This window comes from Pseudomonas sp. FBCC-B545 (assembly GCF_059134095.1).
Window position 1 is genome coordinate 2,573,349 of the sequence record NZ_CP101441.1, and the last position, 25,531, is coordinate 2,598,879.

The 25,531-nt window shown below is 61.2% G+C and carries 25 protein-coding genes and 1 pseudogene; 17 read left to right on the forward strand and 9 right to left on the reverse strand.

All coding sequences use genetic code 11. The annotated features are described in order from the left end of the window. Positions 1 to 10 precede the first annotated feature (10 nt). The 10 genes from NMB39_RS12005 (at position 11) to NMB39_RS12050 (ending at position 11,006) form a co-directional block, all read left to right on the forward strand. Positions 11 to 1,105 carry an ABC transporter ATP-binding protein gene (locus NMB39_RS12005; protein WP_043046713.1) on the forward strand — a complete coding sequence of 365 codons (1,095 nt, stop codon included), beginning with the start codon at positions 11 to 13 and terminating at the stop codon, positions 1,103 to 1,105. Continuing rightward, complete coding sequence (locus tag NMB39_RS12010; protein WP_494339192.1) at positions 1,105 to 2,202, forward strand: ABC transporter ATP-binding protein; 1,098 nt, start codon at positions 1,105 to 1,107, stop codon at positions 2,200 to 2,202. The genes NMB39_RS12005 and NMB39_RS12010 overlap by 1 nt, the downstream gene beginning before the upstream one ends. Further along, positions 2,199 to 3,065, forward strand: a complete 867-nt coding sequence (locus NMB39_RS12015) for a carbohydrate ABC transporter permease (RefSeq protein WP_005789024.1) — start codon at positions 2,199 to 2,201, stop codon at positions 3,063 to 3,065. The genes NMB39_RS12010 and NMB39_RS12015 overlap by 4 nt, the downstream gene beginning before the upstream one ends. Before the next feature lie 10 nt (positions 3,066 to 3,075). Continuing rightward, entirely contained in the window at positions 3,076 to 3,876 is an 801-nt protein-coding gene (locus NMB39_RS12020) for a carbohydrate ABC transporter permease (RefSeq protein ID WP_003174634.1), read from the forward strand. Between the two features lie 11 nt (positions 3,877 to 3,887). Continuing rightward, positions 3,888 to 4,160, forward strand: coding sequence for a DUF2160 domain-containing protein (locus tag NMB39_RS12025; RefSeq protein WP_003232363.1), 273 nt, complete (start codon positions 3,888 to 3,890; stop codon positions 4,158 to 4,160). Positions 4,161 to 4,192: 32 nt separating this feature from the next. After that, positions 4,193 to 5,935 (forward strand): ABC transporter substrate-binding protein, encoded by a 1,743-nt coding sequence (locus NMB39_RS12030; RefSeq protein ID WP_003192009.1) that lies wholly within the window; start codon positions 4,193 to 4,195, stop codon positions 5,933 to 5,935. A 279-nt stretch (positions 5,936 to 6,214) separates the two neighbouring features. Continuing rightward, positions 6,215 to 7,594, forward strand: coding sequence for an iron-containing redox enzyme family protein (locus NMB39_RS12035; protein WP_494339191.1), 1,380 nt, complete (start codon positions 6,215 to 6,217; stop codon positions 7,592 to 7,594). An 11-nt stretch (positions 7,595 to 7,605) separates the two neighbouring features. Beyond that, entirely contained in the window at positions 7,606 to 8,550 is a 945-nt protein-coding gene (locus tag NMB39_RS12040; protein WP_057025586.1) for a methyltransferase, read from the forward strand. A gap of 5 nt (positions 8,551 to 8,555) precedes the next feature. Continuing rightward, the gene (locus NMB39_RS12045) at positions 8,556 to 9,674 is read left to right on the forward strand and encodes a carboxylate-amine ligase (RefSeq protein ID WP_057025587.1); all 1,119 of its coding nucleotides are present in this window, start codon (positions 8,556 to 8,558) and stop codon (positions 9,672 to 9,674) included. Between the two features lie 84 nt (positions 9,675 to 9,758). Next, positions 9,759 to 11,006 carry a zinc-dependent alcohol dehydrogenase gene (locus NMB39_RS12050; RefSeq protein WP_043046718.1) on the forward strand — a complete coding sequence of 416 codons (1,248 nt, stop codon included), beginning with the start codon at positions 9,759 to 9,761 and terminating at the stop codon, positions 11,004 to 11,006. A 103-nt stretch (positions 11,007 to 11,109) separates the two neighbouring features. Here the strand turns inward: NMB39_RS12050 and NMB39_RS12055 are convergent, their stop codons facing one another. Beyond that, the gene (locus NMB39_RS12055; protein ID WP_056846517.1) at positions 11,110 to 11,541 is read right to left on the reverse strand and encodes a hypothetical protein; all 432 of its coding nucleotides are present in this window, start codon (positions 11,539 to 11,541) and stop codon (positions 11,110 to 11,112) included. A gap of 279 nt (positions 11,542 to 11,820) precedes the next feature. Continuing rightward, on the reverse strand, positions 11,821 to 12,609 hold the full coding sequence (locus tag NMB39_RS12060; protein WP_494339190.1) for an AraC family transcriptional regulator: 789 nt from the start codon (positions 12,607 to 12,609) through the stop codon (positions 11,821 to 11,823). A gap of 85 nt (positions 12,610 to 12,694) precedes the next feature. Here NMB39_RS12060 and NMB39_RS12065 point away from each other — a divergent pair, with 85 nt between their 5' ends. The 3 genes from NMB39_RS12065 to NMB39_RS12075 all read left to right on the forward strand — a co-directional run bounded on the left by NMB39_RS12065 (position 12,695) and on the right by NMB39_RS12075 (position 15,435). Next, a complete protein-coding gene (locus NMB39_RS12065) occupies positions 12,695 to 13,693 on the forward strand; it encodes a bile acid:sodium symporter family protein (RefSeq protein ID WP_056846515.1) in 999 nt (332 codons plus the stop codon). An 86-nt stretch (positions 13,694 to 13,779) separates the two neighbouring features. Beyond that, positions 13,780 to 14,142 carry a type 1 fimbrial protein gene (locus NMB39_RS12070; protein ID WP_494339189.1) on the forward strand — a complete coding sequence of 121 codons (363 nt, stop codon included), beginning with the start codon at positions 13,780 to 13,782 and terminating at the stop codon, positions 14,140 to 14,142. Between the two features lie 111 nt (positions 14,143 to 14,253). Next, positions 14,254 to 15,435 (forward strand): sugar transporter, encoded by a 1,182-nt coding sequence (locus tag NMB39_RS12075; protein ID WP_494339188.1) that lies wholly within the window; start codon positions 14,254 to 14,256, stop codon positions 15,433 to 15,435. A 92-nt stretch (positions 15,436 to 15,527) separates the two neighbouring features. On the opposite strand, the gene NMB39_RS12080 is transcribed toward NMB39_RS12075, so the two are convergent. The 3 genes and pseudogenes from NMB39_RS12080 to NMB39_RS12090 all read right to left on the reverse strand — a co-directional run bounded on the left by NMB39_RS12080 (position 15,528) and on the right by NMB39_RS12090 (position 17,519). Further along, the gene (locus tag NMB39_RS12080) at positions 15,528 to 15,719 is read right to left on the reverse strand and encodes a hypothetical protein (RefSeq protein WP_494339187.1); all 192 of its coding nucleotides are present in this window, start codon (positions 15,717 to 15,719) and stop codon (positions 15,528 to 15,530) included. Between the two features lie 238 nt (positions 15,720 to 15,957). Beyond that, positions 15,958 to 16,299, reverse strand: a pseudogene (locus tag NMB39_RS12085) (NAD(P)/FAD-dependent oxidoreductase); the annotation flags it as partial. A gap of 275 nt (positions 16,300 to 16,574) precedes the next feature. Then, positions 16,575 to 17,519, reverse strand: coding sequence for an aliphatic sulfonate ABC transporter substrate-binding protein (locus tag NMB39_RS12090; RefSeq protein WP_057025593.1), 945 nt, complete (start codon positions 17,517 to 17,519; stop codon positions 16,575 to 16,577). A gap of 206 nt (positions 17,520 to 17,725) precedes the next feature. On the opposite strand from NMB39_RS12090, the gene NMB39_RS12095 reads away from it, so the two are divergent. From NMB39_RS12095 to NMB39_RS12105, 3 genes are read left to right on the forward strand one after another with little or no spacing between them, the layout of a single operon-like run. Continuing rightward, the gene (locus tag NMB39_RS12095) at positions 17,726 to 18,784 is read left to right on the forward strand and encodes an ABC transporter substrate-binding protein (RefSeq protein WP_367236802.1); all 1,059 of its coding nucleotides are present in this window, start codon (positions 17,726 to 17,728) and stop codon (positions 18,782 to 18,784) included. After that, positions 18,771 to 19,760, forward strand: a complete 990-nt coding sequence (locus NMB39_RS12100) for an ABC transporter permease (protein WP_494339186.1) — start codon at positions 18,771 to 18,773, stop codon at positions 19,758 to 19,760. The genes NMB39_RS12095 and NMB39_RS12100 overlap by 14 nt, the downstream gene beginning before the upstream one ends. Then, a complete protein-coding gene (locus NMB39_RS12105; RefSeq protein ID WP_057025596.1) occupies positions 19,754 to 20,542 on the forward strand; it encodes an ABC transporter ATP-binding protein in 789 nt (262 codons plus the stop codon). Before NMB39_RS12100 ends, NMB39_RS12105 begins: the two co-directional genes overlap by 7 nt. A 54-nt stretch (positions 20,543 to 20,596) precedes the next feature. Here the strand turns inward: NMB39_RS12105 and NMB39_RS12110 are convergent, their stop codons facing one another. The 3 genes from NMB39_RS12110 to NMB39_RS12120 all read right to left on the reverse strand — a co-directional run bounded on the left by NMB39_RS12110 (position 20,597) and on the right by NMB39_RS12120 (position 23,336). Then, on the reverse strand, positions 20,597 to 20,848 hold the full coding sequence (locus NMB39_RS12110) for a DUF6124 family protein (protein WP_494339185.1): 252 nt from the start codon (positions 20,846 to 20,848) through the stop codon (positions 20,597 to 20,599). A 344-nt stretch (positions 20,849 to 21,192) separates the two neighbouring features. Beyond that, positions 21,193 to 21,864, reverse strand: a complete 672-nt coding sequence (locus NMB39_RS12115; protein ID WP_198720178.1) for a helix-turn-helix transcriptional regulator — start codon at positions 21,862 to 21,864, stop codon at positions 21,193 to 21,195. A gap of 227 nt (positions 21,865 to 22,091) precedes the next feature. Further along, entirely contained in the window at positions 22,092 to 23,336 is a 1,245-nt protein-coding gene (locus NMB39_RS12120) for a methionine gamma-lyase (protein WP_494339184.1), read from the reverse strand. 123 nt (positions 23,337 to 23,459) lie between these two features. Here NMB39_RS12120 and NMB39_RS12125 point away from each other — a divergent pair, with 123 nt between their 5' ends. After that, a complete protein-coding gene (locus tag NMB39_RS12125; RefSeq protein WP_056846504.1) occupies positions 23,460 to 23,930 on the forward strand; it encodes an Lrp/AsnC family transcriptional regulator in 471 nt (156 codons plus the stop codon). A 19-nt stretch (positions 23,931 to 23,949) separates the two neighbouring features. On the opposite strand, the gene NMB39_RS12130 is transcribed toward NMB39_RS12125, so the two are convergent. Further along, complete coding sequence (locus tag NMB39_RS12130; protein ID WP_494339183.1) at positions 23,950 to 25,374, reverse strand: aminotransferase-like domain-containing protein; 1,425 nt, start codon at positions 25,372 to 25,374, stop codon at positions 23,950 to 23,952. Between the last annotated feature and the right edge of the window lie 157 nt (positions 25,375 to 25,531).

A 25,531-nucleotide genomic window follows, 5' to 3' on the forward strand; every position in this document is an offset into this window, starting at 1 on the left:
AGGTCGTGTCATGTCATTGACCCTGGAACATGTCTCCCGCGTTGTCGACGGCCAAACCTGGATCGACGACGCCAACCTGCGTTTCGAAGCCGGTTCGTTCAACGTCTTGCTCGGTCGCACGCTGTCCGGCAAGACCAGCCTGATGCGCCTGATGGCCGGCCTGGACAAGCCCGACAGCGGCCGCATCCTGATGAACGGCGTGGACGTCACGCAAAAACCGGTGCGCCTGCGAAATGTGTCGATGGTCTACCAGCAGTTCATCAACTACCCGACCATGACCGTATTCGAAAACATCGCCTCGCCGTTGCGCCAGGCCGGTGTGTCCAACGAGCTGATCCAGAGCAAGGTGCTGGAAACCGCCAGGATGCTGCGCATCGAGAAATTCCTGCAGCGTCATCCGCTGGAACTGTCCGGCGGTCAGCAGCAACGCACCGCCATGGCCCGCGCCTTGGTCAAGGACGCAGAACTGATTCTGTTCGATGAGCCGCTGGTCAACCTGGACTACAAACTGCGCGAAGAGCTGCGTCAGGAAATGCGCGAGCTGTTCAAGGCACGTCATACCATCGCCATCTATGCCACCACCGAACCCAACGAGGCCCTGGCCCTGGGTGGCACCACCACCATTCTTCACGAGGGCCGCGTGATCCAGAGCGGCAAGGCGGCCGAGGTCTATCACCAGCCGCAGACCGTGCTTGCCGCCGAGCTGTTCTCCGAGCCGCCGATCAACCTGATGCCCGGGCGCATCAGCGGCAACGAAGTCAGTTTTGCCAACTTCGTGCATTTCCCGCTCAACGTCGACCTGCGTCCCATCGGCGAAGGCGAATTTCGCTTTGGCGTGCGCCCCAGCCACATCAGCCTGGTGCCGAGTAATGACGATGACCTGGAGCTGGCGGTGACCGTGGAAGTCGCCGAGATCAGCGGCTCGGAAACCTTCCTGCATGTACGCAGCGAGCATTTCCTGCTGGTGCTGCACCTGCCGGGGGTGCACGAGTACGACGTCGACGCGCCGATCCGCGTGTATATCCCCACCCATAAACTGTTTGTGTTCGATGGCCAGGGCCGTTTGGTCCAGGCCCCAGGGCGCCGTATCGCGAGGGTTGCCTGATGGCCGAGATCCATTTGCGTAACCTAGCCCATAGCTACAGCCCTACGCCAGCGGGGCCAGAGGACTACGCTATCCGGGAAATGAACCACGTATGGGAGCAGGGCGGCGCCTACGCCTTGCTCGGGCCGTCGGGCTGCGGCAAGTCCACGTTGCTCAATATCATCTCCGGCCTGCTCAGCCCCTCCGAGGGCCAGGTGCTGTTCGACACCCAGGTGGTCAACGACCTGACCCCGGAGAAACGCAATATCGCCCAGGTGTTCCAGTTCCCGGTGGTGTACGACACCATGACGGTGTTCGATAACCTGGCCTTCCCGCTGCGAAACCAGGGCATGGCTGAGGCGAAAATCCACAGCAAGGTGCAGGAAATTGCCGAAGTCCTCGACCTGCAAAACCTGCTGAGCAAAAAAGCCCGCAACCTCACCGCCGACGAAAAACAGAAAGTCTCCATGGGCCGTGGCCTGGTCCGCGATGACGTCTCGGCGATCCTGTTCGACGAGCCGTTGACCGTGATCGACCCGCACCTGAAATGGAAGCTGCGGCGCAAGCTCAAGCAGATTCATGAGCAGTTCAATATCACCATGGTCTACGTCACCCATGATCAACTGGAAGCCTCCACCTTTGCCGACAAGATCGCGGTGATGTACGGCGGGCAGATCGTGCAGTTCGGCACCCCGCGTGAATTGTTCGAGCGCCCGAGCCATACCTTTGTCGGCTATTTCATCGGCAGCCCCGGGATGAATCTGATTGAGGTGCAGGCCAAGCCCGGCGGCGTGGGCTTTGCCGACACGCTGCTGCCGTTGTCCGAGGCGTTGCAACAACGTATCAGCGCCACCGACTACCAAAAGCTCCAAGTGGGCATCCGCCCGGAATTTATCCACGTATGGGACGAGTACAACCCTGACGCCCTGCAAACCGAGATCGTGCACGTGGAAGACCTCGGCACCTACAAGATCATGACCCTCAACCTCGACGGCGCGCCGCTGAAAGTGCGCCTGGCCGAAGACAAGCCAGTGCCGGAGGGCAGGGCGTCGATCAGCTTCCCCGCGCAATGGCTGATGCTCTACGCCGACGATTACCTGCTGGAGGTGGCGCCATGAACAAGGTGCAGAACAACAAGGCCTGGTGGCTGGTGTTGCCGGTGTTCCTGCTGGTGGCGTTCAGTGCGGTGATCCCGATGATGACCGTGGTCAACTACTCGGTGCAGGACATTTTCGACCAGTCCAGCCGCTATTTCGTCGGGGCTGACTGGTACAAGCAGGTGCTGCTTGATCCGCGCCTGCACGACTCGCTGCTGCGCCAGTTCATCTATTCGGCCTGCGTGCTGCTGATTGAAATCCCCCTGGGCATCGCCATCGCCCTGACCATGCCAACCAAGGGCCGTTGGTCATCGCTGGTGCTGATCATTCTCGCCATTCCGCTGCTGATTCCGTGGAACGTGGTCGGCACCATCTGGCAGATTTTCGGGCGTGCCGACATCGGCCTGCTGGGTTCGACCCTCAACGCCATGGGCATCAGCTATAACTATGCGGCCAATACCATGGACGCCTGGGTCACCGTGCTGGTGATGGACGTGTGGCACTGGACCTCACTGGTGGCGCTGCTGTGTTATTCGGGGCTGCGTGCCATTCCGGATGTGTACTACCAGGCTGCGCGTATTGATCGGGCGTCCGCCTGGGCGGTGTTCCGGCATATCCAACTGCCCAAGATGAAAAGCGTGTTGCTGATCGCGGTGATGCTGCGCTTCATGGACAGTTTCATGATCTACACCGAGCCCTTCGTCCTCACTGGCGGCGGGCCGGGTAACGCCACCACTTTCCTCAGTCAGACGCTGACCCAGATGGCCGTAGGCCAATTCGACCTGGGCCCGGCGGCGGCGTTTTCCCTGGTGTACTTCCTGATCATCCTGTTGGTGTCCTGGCTGTTCTACACCGCCATGACCCACTCCGACGCCAATCGCTGAGGCCGCCAACATGAGCAAGCGCAAGGTTATCCCATTACTGATCTACATCCTGTTCCTGCTGGTGCCGATCTACTGGCTGTTGAACATGTCCTTCAAGAGCAACACCGAAATCCTCGGCGGCCTCACGCTGTTTCCGCAGGATTTCACCCTGGCCAACTACAAGGTGATCTTTACCGACCCGAGCTGGTACACCGGTTACCTCAACTCGTTGTACTACGTGAGTCTGAACACGGTGATCTCCCTCAGCGTGGCGTTGCCGGCAGCCTATGCGTTCTCGCGCTACCGCTTCCTGGGTGACAAGCACCTGTTCTTCTGGCTGCTGACCAACCGCATGGCGCCGCCGGCAGTGTTTCTGCTGCCGTTTTTCCAGCTGTATTCCTCCATCGGCCTGTTCGATACCCACATCGCTGTGGCCCTGGCTCACTGCCTGTTCAACGTGCCGTTGGCGGTGTGGATCCTTGAAGGCTTCATGTCCGGTGTACCCAAGGAAATCGACGAAACCGCCTACATCGATGGCTATAGTTTTCCCAAGTTCTTCGTGAAGATTTTTATCCCGCTGATCGGCTCCGGCATCGGCGTCACGGCGTTTTTCTGCTTTATGTTTTCCTGGGTCGAGTTGCTGCTGGCGCGCACCCTGACTTCGGTCAACGCCAAGCCCATCGCAGCGGTGATGACTCGCACGGTTTCGGCCTCGGGTATCGACTGGGGCGTGCTGGCAGCGGCGGGGGTGTTGACCATCCTGCCGGGCATGCTGGTGATCTGGTTTGTTCGCAACCACGTGGCCAAGGGCTTCGCCCTGGGCCGGGTCTAGAGGAATCGATGATGGAATGGATGGCCTGGACCACCCCTACTGCGCTGTTTTTTGGCGGCATCGCGCTGATCCTGGCGGGCATGACCACCTGGGAACTGCGCTCGCCGAGCATCCCCCGGCGCGGTTTTCTGCCGATCAGTACCACTCGTGGTGATCGCTTGTTTATCGGACTTCTCGGCAGCGCCTACCTGCATTTGCTGGTGATCGGCGTTACCGACTGGAGCATCTGGGTGGCGTCCGCGCTCTCCCTGGTATGGCTGTTGAGTGTGATGCGTTGGGGCTAGTGCCCTTATGAATAAACAACCAGGAGGTCTCTATGTTGAATAAAAACAATAAGCTGCGACATAGCATTTCATTGGCCGCCGTACTGGCCCTCAGCGGGTTGAGCGCCTCGGCCTGGGCCGATGCCTATGAAGATGCCGCGAAAAAATGGATCGGCAGCGAGTTCAAGCCCTCCACCCTCACCGAAGCCCAACAGCTCGAGGAGTTGAAGTGGTTTATCAAGGCGTCGGAACCCTTCCGTGGGATGAAAATCAACGTGGTGTCGGAAACCCTTACCACACACGAGTACGAGTCCAAGGTGCTGGCCAAGGCTTTCAGTGAAATCACCGGGATCAAGCTGACCCACGACCTGCTCCAGGAAGGCGACGTGGTGGAGAAGCTGCAAACCCAGATGCAGTCCGACAAGAACATCTATGACGGCTGGGTCAACGATTCCGACTTGATCGGTACGCACTTTCGCTACGGCAAGACCGAATCCATCACCGACCTGATGGCCAATGAAGGCAAGGACTTCACCTCGCCGACCCTGGACCTCAAGGACTTTATCGGCCTGTCCTTCACCACCGCGCCGGACGGCAAGATCTACCAGCTGCCCGACCAGCAGTTCGCCAACCTCTACTGGTTTCGCGCCGACTGGTTCGAACGCCCGGAGCTGAAAGCCAAGTTCAAGGAAAAATACGGCTACGACCTCGGCGTACCAGTGAACTGGTCGGCCTATGAAGACATCGCCAAGTTCTTCAGCGAAGACGTCAAGGAAATCGACGGCAAGCGCATCTATGGGCACATGGACTACGGCAAGAAAGACCCGTCCCTGGGCTGGCGCTTCACCGACGCCTGGTTCTCCATGGCCGGCGGAGGCGACAAGGGCTTGCCCAACGGCCTGCCGGTGGACGAATGGGGCATACGTGTGGAGGACTGCCACCCGGTGGGCTCCAGCGTGACCCGCGGCGGCGACACCAACGGCCCGGCGGCGGTGTTCGCCACGCAGAAATACGTGGACTGGATGAAGGCCTACGCGCCACCGGAAGCAGCCGGCATGACCTTCTCCGAATCCGGCCCGGTGCCGTCCCAGGGCAACATCGCCCAGCAGATCTTCTGGTACACCGCGTTTACTGCCGACATGGTCAAGCCGGGCCTGCCGGTGGTGAATGCCGACGGTACGCCGAAATGGCGGATGGCGCCGTCGCCGGTCGGACCTTACTGGGAAAAGGGCATGAAAAAGGGCTATCAGGACGTAGGTTCCTGGACCTTCCTCAAGTCCACCCCCGAGAAGCAGAAACTTGCGGCCTGGCTCTACGCGCAGTTCGTCACCTCCAAAACTGTGTCGCTGAAGAAAACCATCGTGGGCCTGACGCCGATTCGTGAGTCGGATATCAACTCCCAGGCCATGACTGACATGGCCCCCAAACTCGGCGGCCTGGTGGAGTTCTACCGCAGCCCGGCTCGCACCGAGTGGTCGCCGACCGGCACCAACGTGCCGGACTACCCCCGCCTGGCGCAACTGTGGTGGAGCAACATCGCCGCCGCCGCCAGTGGCGAGAAAACCCCGCAACAGGCGTTGGACAACCTGGCCAAGGAACAGGACGCGATCATGACGCGCCTGGAACGCTCCAAGGTGCAACCGGTATGCGGCCCGAAAATGAACCCCGAGCGTGACGCGCAATACTGGTTCGACCAGCCGGGTGCACCGAAGCCGAAACTGGCCAATGAGAAGCCGAAAGGCGAAACCGTGAACTACAACGACCTGCTCAAGCAGTGGGAAGCGGCGCGTAAATAGTTCATCAGAGTGTGCTGAATGTGGGAGGGGGCTTGCTCCCGATAGCGGTGGTTCAGTCACAGATGGAGTGGCTGAACCACCGCTATCGGGAGCAAGCCCCCTCCCACATTTGGACCTGCGTTGTGCCGTCAATGACCGCTTATCCACCCCAACCCAACCTCATTTGAATTTTTCGCACATTCCAATGCTCTGCATTTTAGAAGCGCACGTGTTCGAGCGCTCTTGCGGGGCCGCCTTGTTGGGAGGCCTGTTGTAACGGACTTTGCGGAAACTGCCATCATGACACTCCTTACAGCGCTGTCAGGCCAGCCGGCCTCCATGACCCCATCGGCTTACGGCCCGTACCAGGGGCTTTACCAGCAGCTCTATGGGGAAACCCATGGCTGTGAAGAAGCCGCGCGCAACTTCCTGCAAGCGCAATTGGCCCAGATACGCGAGGCACCCAGTGAATTGCCCGAAATGCCCGAGCAATTGCCGGCCTGGATCGAACAGCGTTGCGCAGACGTGGCCCAGGCTTACGCCGACTATCTTGAGCAACGTCAGCAAGGCCGACCTCGGCGCTATTTCCAGAACAAGGCCCATGCGTTGTATTTCCTGCAACGCGTGGGTCCGACCAAACAGGTGGATGGCGCCTGGCTCAACGGCTTGCTGCGCTATTGGCAGGACCCGCGTTTCGATGGCCTGCTCACCACCTATCTGGAAGAGTTGGGCGATGGCGAGGCCGCGCAGAATCACGTGGTGATCTATCGCAAGCTGCTCAGCGAACATGATGCCGACAGCGAAGCCGGCCTCGACGACGATCACTACCTGCAAGGTGCGCTGCAATTAGCCCTGGGCCTGTGCGCCGAAGAGTTCCTGCCGGAGATCATCGGCTTCAACCTGGGCTACGAACAGTTGCCCCTGCACCTGCTGATAACCTCCTACGAGCTGAGCGAACTGGGCATCGACCCCTATTACTTCACCCTCCACGTCACCATCGACAACGCCAGCAGCGGCCATGCCTGCAAGGCGGCGCAATCGGTGCTGAGCCTGTTGCCGCTGGGCGAGGGCAGGGCGGATTTCTACCGGCGCGTGGCGCAAGGGTATCGCCTCAATGATCTTGGCCCGGGCACCACGGCGGTGATCAAGCAATTCAACCTGCAGGACGAGGTGGTCGCCATGCTTGAACGCAAGCGCACCTTCGGCCAGCACATGCATTCAGACTACTGCCGCTTCGAAGGCAAGACGGTTAACCAGTGGCTGGCCAAGCCGGGGCAGATCGGCGATTTCCTCAAGGCCCTGGAAGACAAGGGTTGGATCAAACGCAATGAGGATCCCGCCGAGAGCCGCTTCTGGCAACTGATCGAGGGCGCCGGCGCGGCGATGTTTGGTGTGTTCAGCGGCTATGAAAAACAACTGATGCATGACTGGATCGCCGGGGACTGGATCAGCAGCCAGCGCGTGCCGCCGGTTCGTCCGGGACGTGGCAGCCGTTTCTCCCGCGAGCAGCATCGCCCGGCGGATCCGGACACTCAGGCCCTGGTGGATTCATTGTGGAAACTGCCCGATGACCAACAGCTCAAAGCGCTGATCCCCTGGATGTCGGCGCGCCGTCACTGTACGCCCGCGGGGCTGTATGCGACCCGCCGCTTTATCCAATTGCGTGCGCGTTTGCGCTAAGGAACCTGCCCATGTCTGCACAACAACTCGCTGATCGCGCCTTGCTGAACCTGGGCCGAGGGTTGAAGGAAAGTGGCTATCGCTTTATCACGCCAACGCCCCTGACCCACGAGCGTGTCTACCGGCGTTTGGCGACGCCGCTGGCGATGAACATGCGTGACGTATTCGGCTGGTCGATGCCGTTCGACAATGAGCTGTTGCCGGAGGCGTTTCGCGAAGAACTGCAGCAAGCCGACGTGATCGAAAAGCACGACTCCTTATGGCGCAGCACGGTGCGTTGGTCGAGCCTCGATGGGCTGCTGTTTGCCCATTCACCATTTCCCACCGTGCAAGCGGATGCGGTATTTTTCGGCCCCGACAGCTACCGTTTTGCCCAGGTGATCGAAGCCCATCTGCAACAGCGTTTCGAACCGCTCAAGCGCGCAGTGGATATCGGCTGTGGTGCTGGTGTCGGCGCCCTGGTGGTTGCCCGCGCACGGCATGACGCCGAGGTGCTGGCGGTGGATATCAACCCCCGCGCCCTGCGCATGACCGCCGTGAATGCCGAGCTGGCCGGGCTGAGTAACGTCAGCGTCTATCACAGCGATGTGCTGGCCAGCGTCGAGGGTGAATTCGACTTGATCGTCGCCAACCCTCCGTACATGAATGACGATTGCCAGCGCGCCTATCGCCATGGCGGCGGCGCATTGGGCGAGCAGTTGTCGGTGCGCATCGTCAGCGAGTCCATCGGGCGCCTGTCCCTTGGCGGCAGCCTGGTGCTCTACACCGGCGTGGCGATGGTGGCAGGTGGCGATCCGTTCCTGGAAGCAGTCAAGCCGCTGTTGGCCAACGATGCCTATGGCTGGACCTACCGTGAATTGGACCCCGACGTCTTTGGCGAAGAACTCGACAAACCGGGGTATGAAGGTGTGGAGCGCATCGCCGTGGTCGCGCTTACCGTCACACGGCTGCGCTGACGTCCATGCTCACCTTTGGTATCGAAGAGGAATACCTGCTCACCGATCTGCGCACCCGCTGCATGCTCGCCGAACCCTCGACGGCGGTGCTGGCGGCCTGCCGTGAGGCGATTGGCGGTGGCTTCGCCTATGAGATGTTCCAAGGGCAGATCGAGGCCGCCTCACCAGTCTTCACTACCAGCGGCGAAGCGGCGGATTACCTGGCGACAGTGCGCGGCAACCTCGCCGACGCCTTGGGCGAATTCGGCCTAGGTGCCGTGTGTGCCGGCAGCCATCCCTTGGCCGATTGGCGCATGCAGCGGCCAACCCCACAGGCGCATTTCCAGCAACTGTTCGATGATATCCAGTATGTGGCGCGGCGCAGTGTGTTGTGCGGGCTGCACGTGCATGTGCAGGTCCCGCAAACACTGGACCGCATCGCCGTGATGAACCAGGTGTCGCCGTGGCTGCCGTTGTTGTTGCTGCTCAGTTGCTCGTCGCCGTTTTGGGACGGCATGCCCAGCGGCTTCATGAGTTATCGCCAGGCGGCTTGTGATGAGTGGCCGCGCATGGGCGTGCCCGAACATTTTGCCGATTGGGACGAGTACCTGCACTACCTTGCCTTGCTGCAGCGCATGGGCGCGATCAAGGCCGACGGCAACGGCTGGTGGGGCATTCGCCCGGCAGCGCGTTACCCGACCCTTGAGCTGCGCATGACTGACGCCTGCCCACGGCTGGCGGATGCCTTGGCCCTTGCCACGCTGTTTCGGGTGATGGTCACCCACGCGTGCACCCTGGAGCGCCCCGGCGCCGAATTCAGCGCCCAGGCGCGTTGGCTGCTCAAGGAAAACCGCTGGCAGGCTAAACGCTACGGCGCAGCGGGCCGGTTTGCGTTGGACGACAAGGGTGCCATGGGCAGCGCTGAGCAATGGCTGCAATGCGCCCGACAGACCTTTGCCGCCACCGCCGAAGCCATGGGCGAGGCGCAGCTGTTCGATTCCCTGCAAGCACTGCTGCGGCGCGGCAACAGCGCGACCGAACAATTGCGCTGGTACGCCCAGGCGCGGGCCGATGGTGCCGATGACCTGGAGTGCCTGCGCTATGTGGTCGACCAGCTGCTGGCCCAGGGCAGGGGCGACCACTGATCGGGTGCTGCACCAGGTTGAAGGAACACTGACGCACTTGCGCCGCCCTTAACTAGTAACCCCTCAACGGCAGGAGCGCAGAGCATGCGAGCGATGACTTACCAGGGCGCACACAAGGTGCAGGTCGACACGGTGCCCGATCCGACCATTGAACAACCCGACGATATCATTCTGCGTGTAACCGCCACGGCCATCTGCGGCTCGGACCTGCACCTGTACCGCGGCAAGATCCCCACCGTGGAACACGGCGACATCTTCGGCCATGAGTTCATGGGCATCGTCGAAGAAACCGGCCCGGCGGTCACGGCCGTACAGCGCGGCGACCGCGTGGTGATTCCATTCGTGATTGCCTGTGGCGATTGCTTTTTCTGCCAGCTCCAGCAATACGCCGCCTGCGAAACCACCAACGACGGGCGCGGAGCGATCCTGAATAAAAAAGCCATTCCACCGGGCGCCGCGCTGTTCGGCTATAGCCGCCTGTACGGCGGCATTCCCGGCGGCCAGGCAGAGTTGGTGCGAGTGCCCAAAGCCAACGCCGGGCCATTCAAGGTGCCGGGCACCCTGGCCGATGAAAAGGTGCTGTTCCTCTCCGATATCCTGCCCACCGCCTGGCAGGCGGTGACCAATGCCGGTATTGGCAAGGGCTCAAGCGTGGCGATCTATGGCGCCGGGCCCGTGGGCCTGCTCAGTGCGGCGTGTGCGCAGATGCTGGGGGCCGGGCAAATCTTCATGGTCGACGACCATCCGTACCGGCTGGCCTATGCGCAGAAGATGTACGGCGTGATCCCGATCAACTTCGAAGAAGACGATGACCCGGCCGATACGATCATCCGCCAGACCGCCGGCATGCGTGGCGTCGATGGCGTGGTGGACGCGGTAGGTTTCGAAGCCAAGGGCAGCACCACGGAAACCATCCTCACCACCCTCAAGATCGAAGGCAGCAGCGGCAAGGCCCTGCGCCAGTGCATCGCTGCCGTGCGCCGCGGTGGCGTGGTCAGCGTAGCCGGGGTGTATGCCGGATTTATCCATGGCTTCATGTTCGGCGATGCCTTCGACAAGGGCCTGACCTTCAAGATGGGCCAGACCCATGTGCAGCGCTTTTTACCCGAGCTGCTGGAGCATATCGAACTGGGGCACCTGAACCCCGAGGCGATCGTCACCCATCGGCTGTCCCTGGAACAGGCCGCGCGGGGCTATGAACTGTTTGATAAAGCCGAGGAAGAGTGCCGCAAGGTGATCCTGCTGCCGGGGATCAGTGATCGGCCGCTGACCGAGCCGCTGGAAGAGGAACTGACCCCTGAGTTGCGCGTGCAGGGCGTGCCTGGCTACTAAAAAATGTGGGAGGGGGCTTGCTCCCGATAGCAGTGTGTCAGCCCATACATCGGTTGACTGACACGCCGCCATCGGGAGCAAGCCCCCTCCCACATTTACAGTGTCAGGCCATGGCTTGGGGCTGAATGCGCAACTCGCCGTCCACATCCTTGACCAGCCCGCTGGCCACGAATAACGGCGCCAGGCGCTTGTGCAACTGCGGCTCGACAAACTCCTTCACCATCTCCAGCACCAGCACGCCACTGAGCGGCAGCTCGACCTTGGTGTACGACAGCCACGCCTTCTTCAACGCCATCAACACATCACTGCCCGCTGTCGAAGCAAAGCGACGGTGCATCGGCTTACCGTCGAAGGTGAACGTGTGCTGGAACTCATAGCCGCTTTCATCACCACCGCTGGCAGCGCAACGTACGCAGGTGCACGGGCCATCACCAAAGGCGCTGCGCAGGTAAGCGTTGAAGTCCACCACGGGCTTGAGTGACAGGCGCTTATCGACCTCAAACAGGTCCCCGGTCATTTTTTCGTCAGTGTTCAACGTCCATTTCCTCGCAGGTCAGTAGCGGTATTTCAAGCGCGGCACAATACCAGCCGAGCGCGGGTTTGTGGGTTATTTGCATGACAATAGATCCCGATATTCTGTTCGGGCCCTATGGCGCGCAGGCGGCCAACCCCCATTCTAGACATGAAATGCCGTCAAAAATGTGGGAGGGGGCTTGCCCCCGATGGCGGTGTGTCAGCCACAGTTGTGTGTGCTCATACTCCCTCATCGGGGGCAAGCCCCCTCCCACATTTTGATCTTCACAGCACCAAAGGATCAGCGGAAAAACTCACCAGGTGTCGTCTCAAACTGCTGACGAAATGCATTGATAAATGCCGACGTCGATTCATACCCACATCCCAACGCCACATCCGTGACCCGCTCACCTCGTTCCAGGGCGGGCAGGGCGCTCAGCAGTCGCAGGCGCTGGCGCCAGGCGCGGAACGTCAGCCCGGTGTCACTCAAGAACACGCGGCTGAGGGTCTTTTCGCTGACCCCCAGCTTGGCGCTCCAATCCCCCAGTGTGCTCTGCTGCTCCGGTCGCTGGCTCAGGCTGCGATAGATCTGCCGCAACCGCGGGTCATGGGGCAACGGCAACATCAGGTCCACCTGGGGCGCGGCGGCGAGTTGGTCGAGCAGCACCTGGGCCAGGCGTCCATCGGGCCCGTCCTGGGCATATTCCACCGGCACTTCGCTGAAACTGCGGATCAACTCGCGTAGCAGGCTGCTCACCTCCAGCACCTGGCAACGCTCGGCCGCCCAGGCCGTGACGCTGCAATCGAGGTACAAACTGCGCATTTCCGTATGGGGCGAACTGAACACCCGATGGGGCATGCCCGCCGGGATCCACACTGCACGTTGCGGCGGCGCGACGAAGCGGCCAACGCTGGTCTGGATCTCCAGCACCCCGGAAATCGCATAGGACAACTGCACCCACGGGTGACTGTGCCGTCGTGTCAGCGCCCGATTGGGCAAGGATTCAGTACGCCCATACACCGGCCGGGGCAGGCTGGAAAGCCCGGGCACACTGCGTCGCACGGCTTTTTCATGTCCTTTAGGCGGCATTTACTGGCTCATTGGCGTTAGTCGGTAACAGGCGGTTACGTTAGAGTCGCCACGACGCTCTTGGCAACCCCTGGAAGACTTGCTTATGACCCGCCCGCGCTTTCTACCCGATAACTTCACCCTGACCCTGATTGCCACGGTGATCCTTGCTTCCTTGCTACCGGCCAGCGGCCAGACCGCCGTGGCCTTCGGCTGGGTCACCAACCTGGCCATCGCGCTGCTGTTTTTCCTGCACGGCGCCAAGCTGTCACGCCAGGCCATCGTTGCCGGTGCCGGTCACTGGCGCTTGCACCTGCTGGTGTTCAGCCTGACCTTCGTGCTGTTCCCGTTGCTGGGCCTGGCGCTCAAGCCGGTGTTATCGCCGCTGGTTGGCAAAGATTTGTACATGGGCATGCTCTACCTCTGCGCGTTGCCGGCTACTGTGCAGTCGGCGATTGCCTTTACGTCACTGGCTCGCGGCAATATCCCGGCGGCGATTTGCAGCGCGGCGGCTTCGAGCCTGTTCGGAATTTTCCTGACGCCGTTGTTGGTGGCGCTGCTGCTCAATGTGCAGGGGGACGGCGGCTCCACGGTCGACGCGATCTTGAAGATCAGCGTGCAGTTGCTGCTGCCATTCATCGCCGGGCAAATCGCCCGCCGCTGGATCGGCGACTGGGTCGGTCGCAATAAAGCCTGGCTGAAATTCGTCGACCAGGGCTCGATCCTGTTGGTGGTATACGGCGCGTTCAGCGAAGCGGTCACCGAAGGTATCTGGCACCAGATCCCATTGTGGCAACTGGGCGGTCTGGTGGTGGCCTGCTGCGTATTGCTCGCGCTGGTGCTGGTGGCATCCACGTTGCTGAGCAAGGCGTTTGGCTTTAACCAGGAAGACCGCATCACCATCCTGTTCTGCGGCTCGAAGAAAAGCCTGGCCACCGGTGTGCCCATGGCCCAGGTGCTGTTCGCCGGGGCGAGCATGGGCGTGTTGATTTTGCCGTTGATGCTGTTCCACCAGATCCAGTTGATGGTGTGCGCGGCGCTGGCCCAGCGCTATGCCCAGCGCCCGGAGAGCATTCCTGAGTTGATGGGGCAGGTGGATCCGTGATTCACCTCTCATTCTCGGGTAAATAAGCTCAAGTTAACCGCCGCGCCGACGACTAACTTCTTACTAGCCCAAGAAGGAGTGTCGGCATGAACGTTGGTCGTTTTTCGGTAATGGCGAGCCTCCTTTGCCTATGGGCAAGCACATGCGGCGCGGCGCAGATAGTGGGGCAGGGCACTCTCAGGTTCACCGGCGCCATCGTCGAGTCGGGGTGTGCGACAAATGCGCGCAGCGGTGCCGTGATGGAACTGCGCGGCTGTGCCAGAGTGAGTCGCGGCAGCCGCTTCGAGGTGCGCAATGTAGCGCCGGTTGCCAGCGTCAATGCCGCCCATGTACGGCTGGTGGCGGACAGTGGCGAGGGGCGCTATTACGACCAGCGCTATCTGCTGGTGGACAATGCCGGTAAGCCCATCGAGTCGGGCAACTACGTGATTACCATGACCTCGCCATAGCTCCCGGGGCGACGATCCGCCTCAACAGCCGCCCGAGAAACCTATAGAATGCTCGGCGGCGGCGCTTGTCCTGGGCGGCGCCTGACCATCGCCAGAGTACCGCGCCCGTCAATGAGCCTTTCAGCCGCAACCCCCCAAGCCAATTGGCAACCGGTCATCGCCCTGGCGCTGGCCGCGTTTGTGTTCAATACCACCGAATTCGTACCTGTCGGGTTGCTCAGCGCCATCGGCGCCAGCTTTGACATGCCCGTGGCCAGCGTCGGCCTGATGCTCACCATCTACGCGTGGATCGTGTCGCTGACCTCGCTGCCGGTGATGCTGCTGACCCGCAACGTCGAACGGCGCAAATTGCTGATCGTGCTGTTCGGCCTGTTTATCGCCAGCCATATCCTTTCCAGCGTGGCTACCAGTTTTGGCCTGCTGATGGTCAGTCGCATCGGCATTGCCTTGGCCCACGCGCTGTTCTGGTCGATCACCGCTTCGCTGGCGGTGCGCTTGGCGCCGCAGGGCAAGCAGGTGCAGGCCCTTGGCTTGCTGGCCACCGGCACGTCCCTGGCGATGGTGCTCGGCATTCCCTTGGGCCGCCTGCTCGGCGAGGCCATGGGGTGGCGCACCACCTTCCTGGTGATCGCAGCGTTCGCAGCCGCCTTGGTGTTCTGGCTGGCGCGCACCTTGCCGCTGCTGCCCAGCCAGAACTCCGGTTCCCTGCGTAGCCTGCCACTGCTGTTCAAGCGTCCGGCACTGGTGGCGCTCTACGTGCTGACCGCGATGACGGTCACCGCGCAATTCACCGCCTACAGCTATATCGAACCTTTCGTCGAAGGCGTCGCCGGGCTAAGCGGCAGTGCGGTGACATTGATCCTGTTGGTGTTCGGTGGGGCCGGCATTATCGGTTCGTTGTTGTTCAGCCTGGTGCATCGCTTCAACCCCCATGTCTTCGTGATCAGCACGGTGTTCCTGCTTGCCGTGTGCCTGGCCTTGATGCTGCCGTTGAGCGGCGCCGAGTCTTACCTGGTGGTGCTGAGCATTTTCTGGGGCATGGCGATCATGGGCTTTGGCCTGGCCATGCAATCCAAGGTGCTGGTACTGGCACCGGACGCCACCGACGTGGCCATGGCGATGTTCTCCGGTATCTACAACATCGGCATCGGCGGTGGCGCGCTGATGGGCAGCTGGGTCGGCAGCCACTTCGGATTCGCTTGGATCGGCGCGGCGGGCGGGTTGCTGGCGGCGCTGGCGCTGGTGGGGTATTGCCTGGCGATTCGGCGCTTTGGGCAGGGTGTAGAGAAGTAAGGACGGTGCCTATCTAATAGTCGCAGGAGATTTATCAATAGATCAAATCCCCTGCGACGGATTTGGAATATCAACCCATTTCGCTCGGTGCATCAAAATTGAGCTTGGCCGCTCTTAATTATCTCCTTGACTCTATCTACACTATAGTAAGTCAGTGTACTGGTTTCGCCATTTTTTTGGTAAGTGTAAGCCTTGACTTGACCAACCAGGTTATCACCTTCCCAATGCCCTCCTGTCAGGCCTTCATGTATCTCATAGCCTTTGTAATTTTCTACCAGTGCCATATCAGTCTTCCTTATATAAAACTTGGTTGAAGAAAAACGCATTCAATCTGAGTCATCAACACGTGTTTAAGTATTGAGGCAACTTAAAGATAGATAAGGGCAGCGTGGGTTTGCACTGTCAAAATTGACAGTTATTTAGATCTTTTAATTATATAGGCATATTGATTTAGCGTTATGCAGGGGTGAGTGATCAAGCAAGGTTGACGATCTGGAGCCATCTCTTAGCGGACAAATTGCCTCATGCCACCGCAATCAATGGATCCGCCGCCGCCAGCGCCACTGCCCGATCCGCCGCCGGTGGGTAGATCCACACACTGTTGATCTGCTGCTTGAGTGCCTTGGCCTCCTGGCCCACCAGTTTCAGCTGGCGGTCCCAGCCTTCGGTGTACACCGCGCCCCAGGCGCCGAGGTCGAGGCAGGTCACGTATTTGGGTTGGCTGTAGGCCCTCAGCGCAACGCCGATCAGGTCGGCGGCGACGTTGTTGCCGGCGTAGCGGCCCAGGGCGATGGCGTGTTGGCAGGACATGGCGGCGAAGTTACCCAGCTCATCGGTGGCGGCATAGGCCACGTCACCGGCGGCCCCTTGCACAAAGGCCACGCCCACGGCATCGAACAGCGGGCCCAAGGGCGCCAGCATGCTGTGCACCTCGGGCTCGTAGAACCGCGGGCGGACCCGCAGTTCCGCTTGCGGGGCGAGCAGGCTGATGTGCACATCGTTGCGGTCATGTTTGTCCAGCAGCCTGTCGGACCTGACCCGTGAACAACAACGCAGGGATGTGATGGAGATTATGGCGGTGCTCTCCAGGAAAAGGGGCAGGGCTCCTTTTGTACCACTTCCCGTCGGCCTTGTTTACCTTAGGGTTGCCAGGTCTGTACTGCCTTGGCATCCACCGCTTTGGGTAACAGCCCCGCCTTGAAGAACGCATCGGCAATCTTCTGCTGCTCCCCCAGTTGCTCGAGTGTCACCGGCTGCACCTGGTAGCTGCGGTGCGCATTGGCAGCTTCCACCGTCGCTGCATCCAGGTTGCCCCATAACGGCCCGAGCACTTTTGCCGCGTCCTGCGGATGGGCCTTCACCCATTGACCGGCTTGTTCCAACTGCGCGTATACCACCTTCAACACCTCGGGATGAGCCCGGGCGTAAGGCGTGCCGGTCAGGTAATAACGCTTGTAGCTCGCCAACCCGGCGCCGTCCGCCAGGGTGCGTGTGGGCAGTTGCCGCTGCACGCTGGTGAGGAAAGGCTCCCAGGTGACCCATGCATCCACCTTGTTGTTTTCAAAGGCGGCGCGGCCGTCAGCGGGGGACAGATAGGCTGGCTGGATATCGGCAAACGCCAGGCCGGCTTTGTTCAACGCGGCGATCAATAAATAGTGAGTGCCGGCGGCTTTGGTCACGGCGATTTTCTTGCCTTTGAGGTCCGCCAACTGCTGGATCGACGAGTCCTTGCGTACAACGATGGCCTGGGCCGCGGGCGAGGGCGCTTCCTGGGCGAAGTAGGTGAGCTGAGCCTGGGCAGCCTGGGCGAAGATCGGCACGGTATCGGCCACATCGGCGCTGATATCCACGTTGCCGACGTTCAGCGCTTCGAGCAAGGGCAGGCCGCTGGGGAACTCATGCCAACTGACGTCGATGTGGTCGGCCTTGAGGGCTTTTTCCAGGGTGCCCTGGGTTTTCAGCAAGGTGATCAGGGTCGAGGATTTCTGGTAGCCGATGCGCAGGGTTTCCTGAGCCTGGGCACTTACAGCGACAGCAAAAGCCAGCAATCCTAATACAGCGGCGAGAGGGCGGCGTAGGGTCATGAGGCGCTCGATTTCTCAACAAAATGAACCGAAGCATAAGGTTCTGAAAACCATTCGATAAATACTCTTTCGATCTGAGCTTAAGGCGCTTTTTTCGGCTTTTGCTGAATCTGGCATATCCATAGAGTTATATGTTTCTATCATAATATCTGGCCATTAATATAATAAAAGCACAATCAATCTGCGTATAAACAAGGATATCGTGCATGGCTGCCTTCGACCCTTTAACCCGTCGCCGTCTGCTCGGCATGGCTGGCCTGACCCTGGCCAGCCTGACGCTGCCGCGCCTGGTCTTTGCTGGCGGCGCACACGCCAGCCACAACACCCCTCAGGAACCCGCCGGCACCGGTGAGTTCATCCTCCTCGACGCACCGCGCAAGTTGAAATTGGCAGTCAATCTCAACGCGGTGTGCCTGGCGCCGGTGGTGATCGCCCACGGCCAGGGCTTCTTCACTCAGCACAACCTGGACGTGGAACTGGTCAACTTCGGTAACTCCACCGAGGTATTGCTCGAAGCCATCGCCACCGGCAAGGCCGACGCTGGGGTGGGCATGGCGCTGCGTTGGCTCAAGGCTCTGGAACAGGGCTTCGACGTGAAGCTCACCGCCGGCACCCACGGTGGTTGCCTGCGCTTGCTCAGTGCGGCAAGTGGCGGCGTGAGCAAGCTGGAAGACCTCAAGGGCAAGGCCATTGGCGTCACCGACATGGCCAGCCCGGATCGCAATTTCTTTTCGATCCTACTGAAAAAGCATGGGGTCGATCCGGTGCGCGATGTGGAATGGCGCCTGTACCCGGCCGACTTGTTGGGCACCGCCTTGGAGCGTGGCGAAGTGCAGGCGGTCAGCGGCAGTGATCCGTTCATGTACCGCCTGATCAAGTCCGGCGTGGCACGCGAGCTGTCCACCAACCTGGTGGAGGAATACGCCAACCTCAGTTGCTGCGTGGTCGGCGTCACCGGCAAGTTGGTGCGCGAGGACAAGCGCGTGGTCGCGGCCCTGACCCAGGCGATCCTCGAAGCCCATGATTATTCCGTGCAACACCCAGAAGCCGTGGCCAAAGGCTTCCAGGCTTTTGCACTGAACACCTCTACCGAAGAAGTGCAGGCGATTCTCCACGATCACACCCACGGCCACCACGCGGTGGGCGCAGCGCTGACTGAGGAAATCACCACCTATGTGACCGACCTGAAAACCGTGGAGGTGATCAGCAAAGGCACCGACCCGGTGGAATTCGCCAAGGAGATCACCGCCGATGTCTTCAGTTGACGCCAGCACCCTCAACCCACCCCTGGCCTTCAAGCTCGGCTGGCAGGGCGCAGCCGTAGTAGCAGCCTGGCTGGCCGTCGCGCTGCTGATCAGCTATTGGCCCAACGCGACACGCCACTGGCCGATGACCCAAGGCTTGGCCAATTTCTGCGTGGGCGTGGCCGTGGTGTTCAGTACGTTGAGCCTGTTGGGGCGCACGCTGTCGACACTGGCGCTGCGCCTGCGCAATGCCACGCCCTGGCTGATTGCGTTGCCGCTGCTGCTGGGTCTTTGGGAACTGCTCACGGCCAAGCTTGCGCTGTTACCGGTGCCGTTCTTCGCACCGCCCCAGGCCCTGCTGGCGGTGTATATCGAAGACTACCCGCGCTTGGCCGACAGCCTGCTGCACTCGGCATTGCTGCTGTGCTCGGGCGTGGCCCTTGGCGCGGCGACGGGGTTTATCGCCGGCGTGGCCATCGGTTGGTCCACGCGCATCGGCTATTGGCTGCACCCGGTGCTGCGCATCCTCGGCCCGGTGCCTTCCACGGCGCTGTTGCCACTGTGTTTTTTCCTGTTTCCCAGCAGTTGGAGCGCCAGCGTGTTTCTAATCGCCTTGGCTACCTGGTTTCCGGTCACGGTGCTGACCTGGTCGGGGGTGGCTAGTGTCGATAAAGCTTATTACGACGTGGCCCGCACCCTCGGCGCCAAGCCCGGTTTCCTGATCTTCAAAGTGGCGATTCCGGCGGCGATGCCCCATGTGTTTGTCGGCCTGTTCATGGGCTTGGGCGCCTCATTCTCAACCTTGGTGGTGGCGGAAATGATGGGGGTCAAGTCCGGCATCGGCTTTTACCTGCAATGGGCCCAGGGCTGGGCGGCCTACGCGAATATGTACGCGGCATTGTTGATCATGGCCCTGGCCTGTTCGGGGTTGATCACCGGGCTGTTCCTGGTGCGTGACCGGTTGCTTGCCTGGCAGAAAGGAACGATGAAATGGTAGCCCTCGCACCAACAGCAGCGGCATCGACAGGGTTGGCGCTGAGCATTGAAAACCTCAGCCACGGCTTTGCCTTGGACGGCCAGCATTTGCCGGTGCTGGAACGGGTCTCGTTGGACGTGGCAGCGGGAGAATTCGTCGCGTTGCTGGGCCCGTCCGGGTGTGGAAAATCCACCTTGCTGCGCCTGGTGGCCGGGCTTGAGCCGGCGGACAGCGGCAGGTTGCTGGCCGACGGGCAGCCCATCACCGGCCCCGACCCCAGCCGCGTGGTGGTGTTCCAGGACCCCACGCTCTACCCGTGGCGACGGGTGTGGGACAACGTCGCGGTGGGCCTGGAGGCCCAGGGCTTGCTCAAGAGCCATGCGGCGAAGGTCGACCAGGCCCTGGAGAAAGTCGGCCTCAGCCAGTTTGCCCGGGCTTACCCGCGACAACTCTCCGGCGGCATGGCGCAACGGGTGGCCCTGGCCCGCGCACTGGTCAATGAGCCGCGGCTGCTGATTCTTGATGAGCCACTGGGCAAGCTGGACTCCCTGACGCGAATCACCATGCAAAAGGAGTTGATTGGGCTGTGGCAGCGCCAGGGGTATACGGCGTTGCTGGTGACCCATGATGTGGAAGAGGCGCTGCTGTTGGCCAACCGGGTGGTTGTGTTCAGCGATCGGCCAGCCAAGGTTCAGGCGCAGTTGACGATTGAGCGGCCGTATCCCAGGCATCGGGATGATCCTTATCTGGTGGATTTGCGGCGCAGCATTTTGGGGTTGTTGGGGTTGGGGGGCGATTGGTAGCCGGTCAGCCCTGGACACAAAATGCGGGAGGGAGCAAGCCCCCTCCCACAGGGGTTATGGGGTGTTGGTAGGTTTGGGTTGCAGGCAATCGAGTGCGCGGTCGGCGAGGGTGCGGGCCATTTCGATCAAGTGAGCGGTGGAGCAAGCCAGGTCGCGTTGGGTGCCTTTGAGGCCCTCGGCGGTTTCGGTTGCTGTGGTTGCGGCGCAACGTAGCAGCGAGGAAATGCTGGTGATGGCATCTTCGAAGCTCAGGTCTTCGTGGGCAACAAAAACGGCATAGGGTGGATCGGGGACGACTTTGCTCATGGATATAGCTCCTACTCAGTTGGGGCGCCATCCGGTGCCGTTTCCACACGGCAGATTGGGTGGCAGCCATACGCGGGGTGGAAACCGGGGAGTAGGACCCAGTCAGACCGAAGTCTGCCCGCGCACAGCCGCCATTGAGCGTTTGCATACGATCATGACGCCTACTCATTCCCAGGTTTCCACACCCGATCGCTGATATGCAGCGACGAAGCGAAGGCTAGCCAGTGGATTGAGCAGGCGCAAGGCCGAAGGATTGTCTAGGAAACGTCCTGCAAATTAAAGGGATATGGATTGCTGGCCTTTAACAATGCATGTCGAGCAGGCGACACAGGCCAAATGTGGGATTAAAAGCTTGTGCTGTCGTCTGTGGCATACATCCACCGCAACAACGAATGCCGTCCGCTGATGCCCAGCTTGATCGCTGCGCGCTTGAGGTAGCTTTCGATGGTGTTGACCTTCAACGCCATTTGCTCGGCCAGTTCCGGCGCGGTGCGGCCGGCCAGCAGGCCCACGCATACTTCCAGCTCACGCTTGGACAGGCTCAGCCCCGCCTGCACCAGGCGCTCCTGGATGCGTCGGCGCAGGGTGTCGATGCCCTGGTTGTGCGGCACTGGCGGCCCATTGTCCTGGCGGCACGGCTGGATCGCGGTGATGTGCTTTTCCACCATGGGCAGCAACAGCGTGGAGAAGTCCTGCAGCATGCTGCGCTCTTGCGCGGAAAAACTCTCGGATGGGTGTGAGCGGTACACCGACAGTACGTAGCGCACATCGTCCTTGCGCCGTGTGAGGTGCAGTTGTGCCGCAGGTTGCTCAGGCCCCAGGGCCGCCACCGAGTCGGTGTACACCGGGCTGATCTTGCGGCGGCTGTGGCCTTTGCTGCTGACCCGCAGCTGGGTGATATGGGTGGCATCCACTGCCAATTGGGTGAGGATAAGATCATGCAGCATGCGTGGAAAGTGGCGGCTGCCGGTGCTGGCGATGACCTTGCCTATATGGGGGAACAGGTGTGAGTTCATCAATTCGTCCATGAGTATCGAGCGCGGGCATCCAGCCATATAGCGACGGGGTTTAACAAGGTGAACAATATGAATAACCCGCAGTGATAATACTTCCCGCCGAGACCCATGCTAGTACAGGCTGGCGAAGGGAAGGGGATTCCAACCGAAAAAACAGATCAAATCCTATAGCGACGAGCGATAAGTTCGACCATCGCTTGTAGGAAAGAACAACGCCTGATGAGGCGTTATCTCAGGACGTGGGCTGCTGTTGCGGCAGGGCGCACGCTGGGGCGGCTGCACTTGGCCAGGGCCTGGTGCACGTCCGCCAGCAGGTCCGCGACATCCTCAAGCCCCACTGACAAACGCACCAAGCCTTCGCTGATACCGTGCTGCGCCCGTTCCTCGGGGGTGTAGGTGGAATGGGTCATGCTCGCCGGATGTTGGGCCAGTGACTCGGCGTCCCCCAGGCTCACCGCGCGGGTGAACAGGCGCAATGCGTTCATGAAGCGCCGGCCCGTCTCGATGCCGCCCTTGAGTTCAAAGGCAATCATGCCGCCGGGCAGCTTCATCTGTCGTTTCGCCAGCGCGTACTGCGGGAAAGACCGCAGCCCGGGGTAGGTTACCCATTGCACGGCCGGGTGCGCCTGCAAGGCTTCGGCCACTGCCTGGGCGCTGCTGCAATGGCGGTCCATGCGCAGGGCCAGGGTCTTGAGGCCGCGCATCAGCAACGACGCGTCCTGGGGCGACATCACGGCACCGGTCAGGTCCTTGAGCCCTTGCAGACGAATGCGCTGCGCCAGGGCATGACTGCTCACGGCAATGCCTGCGGTGATGTCGCCATGGCCGCTGAGGTATTTGGTGGCTGAGTGCACCACCACATCCGCGCCCAACTCCAGCGGACGTTGCAGGTATGGCGTGCAGTAGGTGTTATCGACCACCAGGGTGATATTCGGCTGGCGGTGGGCAAGCTCTGCCACGGCAGCAATGTCGATCAGGCGCAGGTTGGGGTTCGCCGGGGTCTCGCAATAGATCATGCGGGTCGCCGGGGACAGCGCCGCTTGCAGGGCGGCCAGGTCGGTCAAGTCGACGTGCCGCACCTGGACGCCGAACTCGCCGATGCCGTGGTGCAACAGCGCGAACGTACAGCCGTAGAGGGTCTGGCTGACGATGATCTCATCGCCCGGGCGCAGCAGGGTCCAGAACGTCGCAGCAATCGCGCCCATGCCGGAGCTGAACGCCACCGCGGCCTCGCCGTTTTCCAGGCTGGCCATGCGCGATTCCAGCAAGGCCAGGGTCGGGTTGGAAATGCGCGTGTAGAAGTGGCCGCTGGCTTCACCGGCAAAGCAGGCGGCGCCATACTCGGCGGTAGGAAAGGCGAAGGTGGCCGACAGGTAGATCGGCGGCACCAGGGCGCCGTGGTGGTCCTTGGGGTCATAGCCGTGATGAATTGCACGGGTAGAAAAGCCGGATGCGGGGTGTTTATTGTTCATGTCGGGCGCTCCTTATTTCCTACAATGCTATGCTCATAACCGCAGATGAACCTTGCAAAAAATGCAGGGAAAAGCCGCGTTTGTGGATCAAACACCGATAAAAACAAGGATTAGAGGCACGTCATGCCCATCAAGCTGGACCGTACTGATAAAGCGCTGTTAAACGCCTTGCAAGGCAACGCCCGCCTGACCGTGGCCGAACTGGCCGAGCGGGTAGCCTTGACCACTTCACCCTGCTGGCGGAGGGTGCGCGCCCTGGAAGACAGCGGGGTGATCAGTGGCTACCAGGCGATCCTCTCACCCAAGGCGCTGGGCTACGGCGTGACGGCCTTTGTCAGCATCATGATGGACAGCCACACCCAGGACATCGCCCGGGCGTTCGAGCAGCGGCTGTTGGAAATTCCGGAAATCGTGGCCTGCCATAACGTGTCGGGGCGCTATGACTTTTTGCTGGAAGTGGTGGCCAAGGACCTGGAGTCGTTTGGCGAGTTCGCCCGCGAGGTCTTGCAGACCTTGCCCTGCGTCAAGGAGATCTACTCGAGCTTTTCCTATAAGTCGGTGCGGCCGTTGCGGGTGATTCCGCTGCCGGGGTGAAAGGTTCATTGGGCGACGCTTACGTGCGGCAATTGCGCTGGGCAACTCCATGCAACAACAGCGCCTCAAACACCCGCTGCACCCGTGGCTCATCGCTATGGGCCACATTGAAGCGCATCGAGTCACGATGGGCCGGGTCGTAGCCAAACAGCGCGCCGGGCGCGAGCACCATGCTGCGTTTCAATGCCTCCTGGGCCAGCAGTTCACCGTTGACCCCCGGCGGCAGGCGCGCCCAGATGAACATCCCGCCTTCATAGGCCATCGGCAGTTCGCAGCCGCAACGCTTGAGCCATTGCTCGACGCGTCCGCCGGCCTCCATCAGGCGTTGCACCATGCGCTTGCGATGCTTGGCGTAGCTGCCTTCGCTGAGCATGCGGTAGACGATCTGCTCAAACAATTCCGAGGTCACGCCGCCGCTCATCAATTTCATATTGGTCAGGTTGGCGGCCAGTTGCGGCGCGGCCACCACGTAGCTGACTCGGGTGTTGGCGCTGAGGATCTTCGAGAACCCCGACAGGTAGGTGACCTGCTCCAGCCCGGCGACAGCGGCCAGGCGCGGTGGCGGGTTGGGGTGCAGGTCGCCGTAGAGGTCATCCTCGACGATATGGCAGTGGTACTGCTGGGTCAGTTGCAGCAGGCGAAACGCCTGGCTTGGGCTGAAGGAGTGGCCGGTGGGGTTATGCAGGACGCTGGTGGTCAGGTACAGGCTGGGGCGATGTTCGGCGAGCAGGTGTTCGAGGGCGGTGAAGTCGAAGCCGTCGGGGCGGCGCTCGATAGTGATGACCTTGACGCCGTGCAGCGCCAGGTTGGCGTGGAAGTTGAAATAGCACGGCGCATCAAGCAGCACGGTATCGCCCTGCCGGGCGAGCAGGCGCATGAGCATGTCCAGGCCCTGCACGGTATTGGGCGTCGTGATGATTTGCTCCACCGGCACTGACAAGCCCTCGCCATGCAGCTTCTGTTGCAACGCCTGACGCAACGGCAGCAACCCCGCCGGCGTGCCCAGCCCGGCGATGCGCAACGACGGCGCGCGCACCACGCTGCGCATGGCCTGGCGAATTGCCTCGCCATTGAGCCATTCCTCTGGCAGGTGCCCGCCACCGGGACGCAGCTCGCCACTGGCGGTGACCAAGGGGCGGCGCAATACGCTGAGCAGGTCCTGGGGCAACAGGTCGACCCAGGTCACCGACGCCGGGCGGGCGTTGTCCATGGCCACGAAATACCCACGACCCTGGCTGGAGGTGAGCAGGTGGCGCCCGCGCAGGCGGTCCAGCGCTTCGTTGAGGGTGAACTTGCTGACGCCCAGGACCTGGGTCAGTTCACGCACCGACGGCAACTTGCTACCCGGTGCCCATTCGCCGTTTTCGATGGCCTGGCTGAACGCCTCGACGATCTGTTGCACCTTGGGGGTGCCATCCACAAAGGCGATAGCCGATACAAACATGAACATTCCTTGTCTTTGCTGGTGCTTTTACCGGTGAAGTTAGGCCGGATTAGGCATCACTTTACCTGCCTTGTGCAATGCCAGTCCCCTAGACTGCGCGGCATCTCGCCAGGAGTTGGCGAAGTTTCCTACAAGCGGGCAATGGATTCTGCATTCT